This is a genomic window from Sphingobium indicum BiD32, from assembly GCF_000382885.1.
GTDB classification, from domain to species: domain Bacteria; phylum Pseudomonadota; class Alphaproteobacteria; order Sphingomonadales; family Sphingomonadaceae; genus Sphingobium; species Sphingobium japonicum_C.
The window spans coordinates 1-10,552 of sequence record NZ_CAVK010000087.1 but is presented as its reverse complement, the minus strand read 5'-3'; the positions used below and the strand labels follow the sequence as shown (position 1 = coordinate 10,552).

General features: G+C 59.2%; 14 protein-coding genes. 9 read left to right on the top strand and 5 right to left on the bottom strand.

Annotated features, from left to right (window positions below):
• Positions 1-7: 7 nt before the first annotated feature.
• A complete protein-coding gene (locus EBBID32_RS09615) occupies positions 8-616 on the bottom strand; it encodes a type IV toxin-antitoxin system AbiEi family antitoxin domain-containing protein (protein ID WP_006954832.1) in 609 nt (202 codons plus the stop codon).
• Positions 617-825: 209 nt separating this feature from the next.
• Here EBBID32_RS09615 and EBBID32_RS09610 point away from each other — a divergent pair, with 209 nt between their 5' ends.
• From EBBID32_RS09610 to EBBID32_RS09575, 8 genes are all read left to right on the top strand, one after another.
• Positions 826-1,008, top strand: a complete 183-nt coding sequence (locus EBBID32_RS09610) for a hypothetical protein (RefSeq protein WP_006954831.1) — start codon at positions 826-828, stop codon at positions 1,006-1,008.
• A gap of 3 nt (positions 1,009-1,011) precedes the next feature.
• A complete protein-coding gene (locus EBBID32_RS09605) occupies positions 1,012-1,905 on the top strand; it encodes a hypothetical protein (protein WP_037490020.1) in 894 nt (297 codons plus the stop codon).
• Positions 1,902-2,360, top strand: a complete 459-nt coding sequence (locus tag EBBID32_RS09600) for a hypothetical protein (protein WP_006954829.1) — start codon at positions 1,902-1,904, stop codon at positions 2,358-2,360. The genes EBBID32_RS09605 and EBBID32_RS09600 overlap by 4 nt, the downstream gene beginning before the upstream one ends.
• A 437-nt stretch (positions 2,361-2,797) precedes the next feature.
• Positions 2,798-3,265: an NfeD family protein gene (locus EBBID32_RS09595; RefSeq protein WP_006954828.1), complete on the top strand. Its 468-nt coding sequence runs from the start codon at positions 2,798-2,800 to the stop codon at positions 3,263-3,265.
• A gap of 29 nt (positions 3,266-3,294) precedes the next feature.
• On the top strand, positions 3,295-4,077 hold the full coding sequence (locus EBBID32_RS09590; RefSeq protein ID WP_037490024.1) for a slipin family protein: 783 nt from the start codon (positions 3,295-3,297) through the stop codon (positions 4,075-4,077).
• A 72-nt stretch (positions 4,078-4,149) separates the two neighbouring features.
• Complete coding sequence (locus EBBID32_RS09585; protein ID WP_051093316.1) at positions 4,150-4,548, top strand: PRC-barrel domain-containing protein; 399 nt, start codon at positions 4,150-4,152, stop codon at positions 4,546-4,548.
• A gap of 171 nt (positions 4,549-4,719) precedes the next feature.
• Entirely contained in the window at positions 4,720-5,463 is a 744-nt protein-coding gene (locus tag EBBID32_RS09580) for an HdeD family acid-resistance protein (protein ID WP_196805628.1), read from the top strand.
• A gap of 126 nt (positions 5,464-5,589) precedes the next feature.
• Entirely contained in the window at positions 5,590-5,802 is a 213-nt protein-coding gene (locus EBBID32_RS09575) for a hypothetical protein (RefSeq protein WP_037490019.1), read from the top strand.
• A 470-nt stretch (positions 5,803-6,272) separates the two neighbouring features.
• On the opposite strand, the gene EBBID32_RS09570 is transcribed toward EBBID32_RS09575, so the two are convergent.
• Together EBBID32_RS09570 and EBBID32_RS09565 are read right to left on the bottom strand one after the other, a co-directional pair.
• Positions 6,273-7,064, bottom strand: a complete 792-nt coding sequence (locus EBBID32_RS09570; protein WP_006954815.1) for a uroporphyrinogen-III synthase — start codon at positions 7,062-7,064, stop codon at positions 6,273-6,275.
• A 72-nt stretch (positions 7,065-7,136) separates the two neighbouring features.
• Positions 7,137-7,538 (bottom strand): hypothetical protein, encoded by a 402-nt coding sequence (locus EBBID32_RS09565; protein WP_006954814.1) that lies wholly within the window; start codon positions 7,536-7,538, stop codon positions 7,137-7,139.
• 1,003 nt (positions 7,539-8,541) lie between these two features.
• On the opposite strand from EBBID32_RS09565, the gene EBBID32_RS23570 reads away from it, so the two are divergent.
• A complete protein-coding gene (locus EBBID32_RS23570; protein ID WP_006954813.1) occupies positions 8,542-8,715 on the top strand; it encodes a DUF465 domain-containing protein in 174 nt (57 codons plus the stop codon).
• A 287-nt stretch (positions 8,716-9,002) separates the two neighbouring features.
• Here the strand turns inward: EBBID32_RS23570 and EBBID32_RS09560 are convergent, their stop codons facing one another.
• Positions 9,003-10,004: a site-specific integrase gene (locus EBBID32_RS09560; RefSeq protein ID WP_006954812.1), complete on the bottom strand. Its 1,002-nt coding sequence runs from the start codon at positions 10,002-10,004 to the stop codon at positions 9,003-9,005.
• 2 nt (positions 10,005-10,006) lie between these two features.
• Entirely contained in the window at positions 10,007-10,399 is a 393-nt protein-coding gene (locus EBBID32_RS09555) for a type II toxin-antitoxin system VapC family toxin (RefSeq protein ID WP_037490018.1), read from the bottom strand.
• Positions 10,400-10,552: the final 153 nt, after the last annotated feature.

Here is a 10,552-nt window from a genome sequence, read left to right as displayed (position 1 = left end):
TCCGTTGCTACTCAAACCCCTTGTAGACCGCTGTCAGGCTCGAGAAATTCTTTCGTTTCAATGAGCGGAAATGATGCTCATCGATGCGTAGACCGTGCGTGAGCCAGTCAAGGCCTGTCCATCCCTGCTTGCGCAACGCAACCAGATCGAGAAGCGCGCGCAAAGGGCTGGCGACAAAGGCCGTGAGAGCGCCTAATTTGTGCCGCTCCACACCCGCCAGGAATTGATACTCGTGAACCGCGAGCGGATGAAAGGTGAAACGCCCCATGATCGGTGTGTCGAATTCAAGCGTCTTGCGGCCAGGGGTCACGCTCGCAGTCACATAGACCGCCTCCGGGATCCAACCGTGGTAGGCGAGGGCAGTCTCGAACGATACATAGCTGCCAGGCAGGAGGCCTTGTGCCGCAGCGAAAGGATGGATCGGCGCTGAACGATAGGCCTTGCCCAGAAGGTAGACACCTCGCTTCAGGCGAATAAGCGAACCGTCTTTTAGCGCACGGTTGACGAGCGCGTAGCGGCGCCCGGCACTGCCGCCGAGCGCTTCTCCAAGCTGACGCTCATCGAAGATACGGCCGGCCAGCCTGCCATCCGACAGCGAGGAGGGGAGGGCATTCATAAAATTCTCAATACTTCCATAAAATGAAAGTTTCAAGAATTTTATAAGAATGATTTATGCCCGTAAATTGGTCATAATCGATGGTCGAGCCAGTCGATCTGGGTGTTCCCACCGCACATTTCCGCATGACGAATGCAACACTGGCGGTCCACGGGAGGCAACGCCATTGTGCTCTTTACGTCCCCCTGCCTGGATCATACACTAAGACCATGACAAGCGTACTCACCGTTCGTGAACAAGCCGAAACATCGGAAGCCGCGCGGAAGGTGGGGGGCTATGCCGAGTTGATGCGCTTGCAGGATGAGCGTCGCGCCATCAAACGCCGTGGGAAGGTCGCCAAACTGGTCCGGGAACCCCAGACCGGGCGCTTCAAATATATCGCCGTGGCCTGATCCATGACACTGACGCTGGCAGTCCTCGCCAGCATGCTCATTCTCATGCCGGGATTGACATTTCTCGGTATCTGGAACCTGCGGGTCGCCCGTACGGGCGCTGCTCGCCCTGAGCTGCCCCTGAGCTCTGCGACGAGCTTGTTGCTGGCGATCGGCATTTCTCTCCTGGTCCATTTTCTGGGGTGGGCCTTCGCCGAACTGCTCCGTGGGCTGTTCGTGCATGTCGGGACCATCCTCCCACCGGCCGGCCATCTGTGGGAGCCTTTTGAGCTGGCTCTGCGGCCTCAAGGCGAACTCCTACCGGTCTTTTCCAATCCGATCGAATCCATGGTCCGCTATGCCGATGGCAGTCACCTTCTGATGGACGAGCTTGCCGGCTTTTGCGGGCTGGTCATCTTGGAATGCGCCTTCGTCGCAGCAGCCTTTGCAAATGATGGGTTCGAGCTACTGATCGACGGGATCGACCTCAACGGCCAGGGCTGGGCCTATCATCACTATGTCCGCCCGAGTCAGCACGGCTACCGGCCCATTGGCTACGCATTGACGACCTATCAGCAGAATGACCTTGGGATCGGCTATATCGGCACGATCGCGGACATCCGCCACAGCGATAAGGGTGAGCTCGTGTCACTGAGCCTCCTCAATCCCGACCGGTTTCTCTTCCAGCTGAAACCCGCCATCCCCGAAAGGCACAGCTGGGGGAAGCCGCCGGAACCGCCCGCTTTTACCACGTTTGGCCGTGAGCCTATCGGCGGCATCGTCGTACTCGACAGCAAGGTCGTCGCGAACTTTCTGGTCAAGACGCTCGACCGCGCGGTCCTGGACGACATCGGAACGGTTCCTGACTTGCCGTCCGGCCCGATCGAAGCCTCTGCCGCGGAGCAGGCCGCGCCATGATCAAGATCCTCTCGCTCGCCGTCATGATCGCGGCGACGATCGCGATCCTTCTGGCCGGCTGGATATTGCTGTCGGCGCCATTTCATTGGCTGTCGCTCGGCTTCATGGCCTATTGCCGGCCGCGGCTCGTACTCCTGCGCACTGCAACCGTATTTTTTGCAATCTGGACGCTTGTGGTGCTGCTCCTGCCGCTGGGAGAAGGCAGCGTCATAGGCATGCTGCTTGCAATCGTTCTGACGCCATGGCTCGCGAAAGCATGGGCGAGTACCGCAGCTTTCCGGCGCGATACCCCGGAAATGCGCGAGGCGGCAGCCGCAACCCGCAACGAGACCGTTGAGCGCCAAGGTGACGGGCAGCGCGTGAAAGCCAGCAAACGCTGGCGCAACTACATCATCGACGCCGAGCGGGCCCGGCGCACTGCTGCGTACGAACTGCCGTCGATCGCTTCGCCTTGAGCACCGACACCACAGCCAGCACGTCGCCGAGATTCTGTCCGATACCGCCTTTTGCGCGCTCTGCCGTGTCCTGGCACTCTCTATGTCGCGCCAGTTCGGCCTTCTGTCATCGGCGGCTATCTAATATTGGGGGCGGCAGCACGCTGGCGGCGCTGTCGCTCAATCCTGTACTTGGCAGCACGATCGAATAGCGAGGTGCACCTTCGCTGATGGGAGGTGGCCATAGCAGACGCACGCCGCTCGTCGAATTTAATACAAATTAATTGCGCTAAATCGGCAATTAATAGCGTTTGCTTTATCTCATTCATCGATCCATCTTCACTTTAACATAGCCTTCCAAGTGCGACGATCGAGCCTGCCGGCACTGGCAGCGCACGAGAATCCTTGCACCTTTGAGAGCCACGAAGTTTCGAACCAACTATGTTTCAGGAGGCGTGATGTTTGACGCTCTGATCCCGGCAGATGTCAGTGGATGGATTCTTGTCCTCCTGGGCCTCATCTTACTCGCCAGCGAGGTATCAGCGTCCGCGCACGGATTGATCGGCGCCCTCGGCGCACTCGCGATAATCGGCGGTGTGACGATGTTCATCGAGCCCAATGCTGTGCCCAATTTTAGCCTGCCGATGTTAACGAGCATCGTCGCCATCGCGGTCGGCATCGCGCTGCTGATTGCTTACGCAGCGGCAAGGGTCCGCCGCAAAAAGGTTGCGACCGGCGCTGAGGCCATGATCGACGCCGTTGGTCATGTTCTCAGTTGGGACGGCAGCGAGGGCTATATCTTCGTGCATGGTGAACGTTGGCAAGCCCGCGGTCCCAGCCAATCACCGAACCAAGCTGTCCAGGTGATCGGCATTGATGGCCTGAAGCTACGCATCACGACCGCACCTGATCATCAAGAAGGATAAGGATGATGCCGGGCATATTGGAGGCTGAGATGAATGAATTCGGTGGTCTTATCATCCTCGGTGTGGCGGTCGTGCTCGTGCTGCTGCTGTTGCTCAGCGCCGTCCGAATTCTGCGCGAATATGAGCGCGGTGTCGTGTTTACGCTCGGCCGCTTCAGCGGGGTCAAAGGCCCCGGAATTATTCTCCTGGTGCCGGTCATTCAGCAACTGGTTCGAATGGATCTTCGGACCATCGTCCATAGCGTTCCCACCCAAGATGTCATTTCACGCGATAACGTATCCGTGAAGGTCAACGCAGTAATCTATTTCCGCGTCATCGATCCCGAACGCGCGACGATTCAAGTCGAGAATTTCATGCAGGCGACGAGCGAGTTGGCACAAACCACTTTACGCTCCGTGCTTGGCAAGCATGAACTCGATGAAATGCTGGCAGAGCGTGATCGGCTCAACGCCGACGTCCAAGACATTCTCGATGCCCAAACCGATGCATGGGGCATCAAGGTCGCGAATGTTGAAATCAAGCATGTTGATATCGATGAATCCATGGTGCGGGCGATCGCACGCCAGGCTGAGGCCGAGCGCGAACGGCGCGCCAAGGTGATCAACGCAGAAGGGGAGCAGCAGGCGGCACAAAAGCTCCTTGAGGCCGCCGAAGTCCTCGCCCGGTCACCGGGCGCCATGCAGCTTCGCTATTTGTCGACGCTCAATGTGATCGCAAATGAACGCAGCAATACGATCGTCTTCCCATTCCCTATGAATATGAAGGAGCTTCTCGAGGCCATCGCGTCCACCACGGCCCGGCAAGACGCCTGATGGAGGGCGTCGAGATGCTGTGATGTTGCGCGATTGATCGAGCAGGACGGGGCAACGTTAAGGAGGCATAAAATGGCTGACGCAGAACCCCATATCGATCCGGCTCCAGACTTTGATCATTCACACGAATTGATCTCGTCAACGCGCGTCGAAGGCACGCCAATCGTCAACGCACGTGGGGAGAAGTTGGGCACGCTCCACTCGCTCATGATTCACAAGGAGACGGGGCAAGTGGCCTATGCCATTTTGTCCTTTGGCGGCTTTCTCGGCATAGGCTCGCGGGTCCATCCCATCCCTTGGGAAAAGCTTTCCTATGATCTCGGCATGCATGTCTATCGGGTCAACCTGACCCGTGAACAGCTACGAAATGCGCCAACCTTGCATCTGGACGAAGCGGACCGACCGAGCGACCGCTCGGCCGACGAGAGGCTGTACGACTATTATGGCGCCAATCAATATTGGGGATACTGATGCCGAACGACCAACACAGCGCGACCATCCGCTGGAAAATGAGAGCCCGTCGGCCGGCCCATATGAGCTGGATGGCTGCCCTACCTGCTGACTGATGGGGGCAGTGCAACGACGGCAGGCTAGGCATGAGCCATGATCATTTCGCTCTCTTGGAGGAGAACGACGCACTTGATGTTTGACATCGACACACCGAGCTTCCGCGTCATATCTACCGTGGTTAGACATAAGAGCCGTAACGTCCGCGCGCGGACCACCCGCGTAATTTCCCACGAAACAAGAAGAAGATGGATGACTCTAGAGCAACCACTTACCCGGGATGAAATCCGCAAAGACATTGTAGCAGCAGCGGCGGGACACTGGAAGCTTCTGCTTGTCCAGGGACTGCTGCTCCAACTTCTCGGATTGCTTGCCTTTACGATGCCGGTCTGGAGCACGTTGGTGGTCGACATTCTAATCGGCTGGCTGTTTTTCGGCGGAGGCCTTGTTCGAACGGTTACGCTGATACGGGCGAAGCACTTGCCAGGATACTGGTGGTCACTGGCCGCAGGTATTCTGGCGACGGCGATTGGCTTGCTTCTGGCTGTGAACCCCTTTCGCGGCATACTGACCCTGACGATGCTCCTAATGGTCCTGTTTACCGTCGAAGGGTTAACGGCGATCTTTTCCAGTCTCGATTTCCGCCGTCATTCACGACAGTGGGGCTGGCTGCTTTTCAGCGGATTGATAGATCTGCTGCTGGTGTTTTTGATCTGGGACGGCTGGCCAGGAACCGCCGCCTGGGCGATCGGCATGCTTGCCGGCATCAATCTGTTTTTCCTTGGCCTGCCACTGGTGGTTCTGGCGTTTGCGGTAAGGCCAAATCCCCACAGGATTGGAAATTATCCGGAATCCAGGCAACGACGGAACAATGGATGATAGACTACTGCAGGCATTTTGCCGTCGAGGCCAGCCTCGGCTCGCCGCGACGGTTCGTCGCGCAACCGAACGATCCATTTGAGCTAATTAGCGATATCTGCGGCGGGCACCCAAGGAGAAGACCCGATGGAAAGACGTCACCCGGTACATAGCCTACGGGCCAATCTTGAGGCTGCACGTCTTAAGGCTGTCGAGCGGCTGGCGGCCACAGACCGCGCATTCTCCGCTGACGCGCTTCAAGAACTCGCCACGCTCCAAACGGCTTTGACTGCCGTGCGCGAGGAGCTGGAAGCCCACGGCGCAAAACTCGGATGGGGCGGCGGCGATGACCTGGACTGATCAAGCAGCGCTTCGCCGCCAGTGCCGGCTTCGAGATGTTTGCCGAGCACCAACTCAAGCACGATCGCAGCTTCGAGCATTCACGACACGGGCGCCCAGAACGTTTCGAGCGCACCCCGTAACGGATGCGATCGAGACAGGCATGGCATCGGTATGGTTGAGGAACTGCGGGTAGTAACGCCACAAATGGGTCCACATCCGGTTGGCTAGGCGGAGGAGATCTTCGCCCCGTTCCGCGGCGATCCGCGACCATTCCCGTAACTCAATGAGCAGGGGATCGAGCGGCTCAAGAATACGGAAACAACTGGGATCGGTGCGCAGCGAATCAGCCAACACCAATGCGTCGCGGCTTGCCCTCTCCCGATATCGTCAGCCCTGAACGGAGGAGATTGGCATGACCATAACCCAATGAGCCCTGGACCGGGCATGGGCTATACGCCGATCCACGCGGGTGTCGGCTAAAGCCCCGATTACAAAATCGAGGTCTTGGTGACCGCTGCCCTGCGATGATCGCACTCCGCAAAGGCGACGCGCTCCGCGACGGCCGGTAGGGTATGCTCGCCGCTGTCGCCGATCAGTGCGATTAAGGAGTTTTCCGTAGGAAATTGCGCCACTCGCACCGGCGCATTGATCATCTCGCTTATCGGTTCGGCGGCGGCGCGGGATATGCAAAAGGCAGTGCCGTGCCAGAGATCACCGCATTCCGCGAGAAAGCGGGCCAATCGCCGTCCGGCTTTCGGCGAATGCACCAGGACGCCGTCAATCCAGGGTAAAGCAGCGAGCGCCGGACGGAGCATGTTACTGGGGACGTCCAGACTTTCGTAAACGGCAACATGCTGTGCTGAAAAGCCTTGGCCGACAAGATCGCGCGCCAGATCGCCGGCGGGTTCAAGAGCTCCAAAATGAACAACCGACGATCCTCGCGGCGCACGGGCTGTGATGAGGTCATAGAGGTCGCCAACGTTCCCGTCGGCCGAGATAACGTCGCGATATCCCGCATCTCGTGCCGTTCGTTCGGTCCGCTGACCAACAACGTAGATCGGCAGCTCCGCCATCTCCGGATCGAACAGATGGTGGGTGACACCGTGCGCACTCGTGAAGACCAGTGCGTCCGGTGGTTTGGTCAGAGGCTCATAGGAGATTGGCCGGATTGTAAGGACAGGCATGACCAAGGGGTTGTGCCCGGCGGCACGCAAATGATGGCCGGTTAGGAAAGCATAGGGCGACGAACGGGTCACCCAGAGAAATTGCGACGAAGACATGGCGGACTCCCGACATTGCGACAAGCAAACACAATCGTGCGGAGCAACGCTCCGCACGATCTCAGTGGTCGGTCAGGCGGCCTGGCTGGGCGGGCTGGCAATGCCCCAATAGGCATCACCCCAGGCGGCACACAATTGATTTGTCGCATCTGCGCCGAGCACGTCCTTGAGCACCGGTTTCAAGATGTCCCCAACGACCGCATAGGTCGAACGATGCATCTGGAAGCCTTCGAGCCGACCGGAAAAACGCTCCCTAACGTCGCGTGCGCCGATATTGCTCGCAACGTCACGAACAAAAGTCGCGATGTTTGCAACGCATTGGGTTTCAAGTGCGGATGCCTCGTCGCCGGTTGCTTCGGCCGACCTTCTTCTCAGTTGCCGATAAAGGCCGAGCGCGATTTCGTCGGCGGCGCCCATTACCAGGTTTGCGGAGCGGGCGATTATCGCAACCGTCGCATCACTAAATGGCTTCATGACAAGCTCCTCACGGGCACGCCGAGGTCCCGGCGCTCACACCCTCGAGAAAGAAGGAAAAATAGGGACGATATGGGCCCTGACGGCGTACCGTCAGGGCGAGCTAGCGCGCGAGCGCGCTGCTGCCGCGATGGGAAATTTGACGGACGCTTTGAATGTCCCAAGCCATACAGCCAATATAAGCTCAGGCGACCAGCTAGACAAGGCCGAGAACCGCCCCGTCAAGTAGCCCCATGCCAGAAGGTCGAACCCGGCATGGTACGATCAGGTTCATCCGTTCTTCCTCTCGGACCGGATCGTCACCTGCGCGCGTCCAAATTATAGGAGCCGCCGTTTCGATCGTTCCGGCCAATTCACTAGATGCGTGACCGACTGCATCGGAAAAACTGCGGGCGTGCCATGGTTGACTTACTTTTTATATCTGGCATCATCTCGTTGTCATGAAACTTTTCTCCATCGCGCTGGCGACACCGCCTAAAAAACAGCCGATCATCGGCATTTAAGCCCTATTCGGCGCTTAAGCCGACTAGGGCATCGCGAAATTTACTAACATCCTAATATATTGATCTTAGGATTTAGGAAATTGGCTTCCACAGGAAGAAAGCATTATTTTATATTTTTGCCATCGCCCGTGTCAGGCGACGGTTATGCGTGAGCAGTGCTGCCGACTGCCGCAGCGGTGGCGGCGAAGGAACCAATCGTGATCTTTGTCCTCTATTTCAGGCTCCCCCCCGAACCGCTTCCTTATCCCTGATCGGACGCCACGGTCCGATCAGGCACACGACATGATTCACGTCACCATCGGGTGATCATGCAAAGGACTACGTTCATGGGTAAGAAGAAGATGTCGGGAAGTCGGGAGCCTCGCAAACCAAAGAAGGAAAAGCTTCCCAAATCGGCCACAAATACTGTCAGTGGCGTTCTGAATGGCAACAAGGAATCCACAAAGGCGGCCAGATAGTCGCTTTATCTCATCAACCCCATGTCAAGAAAGGAATAGGATATGTCCGCTCGTTTTCTCGGGCGATTAAAAGCCGCTCATGAAAGAGTCAGCAAGCAAATCGAGCTTGAGAGCCGCATACTGCGTCCCGACGAGGTGCGGTTGAGCAAACTCAAGAAGACCAAGCTCTCGCTGAAGGATCGCATGATGCGCATCTCGGCGAGTTTGGCCATCTAAAATGTGGCTATGACCGGCGAAAACAGGCTGGTCTCGCCTGCTTGGACAGTCTCGCGGGTAAGTCAAGCTCGTCCCGGTTGTCGTTCATGCGGCCAATTGGGTGATCGGATCATGGGGGGCATGCCCCCCATGATTTGACGCGTCGTTTTACTCATATGCCTCGCCCGGAGCTTTGCCCGTAAAGCGTGAACGAGGACGATGGTCGTCATTATGGGCAAACCATCGTCTCAGTCCGTTCGCAGTTCAGGCCCAGTCTCGAAGGTCTGCGGATAACGGAAGCCGCGGGATCAAAGAAACTGATCCCCTGCGTGGTCATCGAACATCGCCGCGTCGCGCACATAGTCGGCGACCGTGTCGAGGGATTTATGGCGGGAATGATCCTTCATCTTGAATAGGTTCGCTTGCTTTGAGGCGGCCTCGGTCAGGAAGCCGGCGCGCAGCGAATGCCCCGAATACAGCGCCGGATCGAGCCCGGCTGCCGCGGCGGCGGCCTTGACCAACCGCGCCACGGTCTTGTCGGAAATCGGATCGCCGGTCAGCGTGTCCGATCGCGTCAGCCGCCGAAACACGGGACCCTGCCGCGCCGTGCCGGTCAGCGGATCCAGCCCATTCAGCCCAGCCTCGTGCAACCAGTGCTTGAGCAGCGTCACCGGCCGAATAAACCGGCCCTCGGGAATGGCGATGATCTGGCCGTGCTGCTCCTGGTCGCGCTTCGAGCGCGGGATCGTGATCCGCATCCCCGACGGCACGAATATGACCTCGGGCAGGTTCATGGCTGCCAGTTCCGAGCGGCGGAACGCTCCGGCCATGCCGACAGCGAGGATTGCGCGATCGCGGACCGCCCGCAACCCCATGCCCTCGATCGTCGCCAGCATGGCCTTGAGCACCTCGGCTTCGGCGGGCGCCTTCTGCTCCTTCTTCCGCGCGTATTTACGGCGGACACCGGCCATCATCTGCGCGATGACGCCGGCGGCATCGCGCGCCGTCGGAGAGGGAAAGCCGCCCTCCTTGTGATGGTGATTGATCGCCGCGACGCGCCGGGCGATGGTAACCGGGGCCGAACCCGCCTCCGCTTCGACATGGGCGAACAGGGCGACGATGTCGGGGTGCGCCGGGAGCGCCTCGACGTTGCGAACGTCGCAGAAGTCGCAGAAGCGCGCCCAGTCGGACGCATAGGCCTTCTGGGTCGATCCCGCCTTGGCGGCCGCCAACGTATCGCGGGCGCCCTCGATCTCGGCGAGCAGGTCGGCCGGCAGGTCCGCCGAGAGGGGGAGGAGATCGCGCGCCACGCTCAGCGGATCAGCTTGATGTCCGCGTCGACTTCGAGCTGCAGCCAGTCCGGATCGCCAGTGTAGATCGGCACGCCCAGCACGATGCCGGTCGCAATGCAGGCGCAATCGCCAAGCCCTATATTGAGCGGCCGCCCACGCGGGATAAGGCGTCCGGCCAGCGCCGCGGCCTCCCCCTCCAGCGGCACCACCTTCAGGCCGAGCCGGTCGATCGCGAGGGCGATGCGTTCGTCGGGCACGCCCTTGGCGAGCAGCACACCGATGACCTCGGCGAGATTGACGCTGGAGATCCCGGCGCCCGCGAGCACTTGATCCTCATCGAGGCTGTGCGGCTCGCCGCGGATGAACGCGAGCACGCTCGAGCTGTCCAGAAGCGCCTTAATCACGCTGGGCATCTTCGCGACGCATCGCCTTGAGTTCCGCGACCAGGTCGACGTCGGGATCGAGATAGGGTGCCAACATGGCGCGAACCGCCGCAAGCGTCTTCGATGGGCGGCGCACCGACAGCGTGCCATCGTGCAACTCGAGATTGGCCCAGTCGGCCCGAA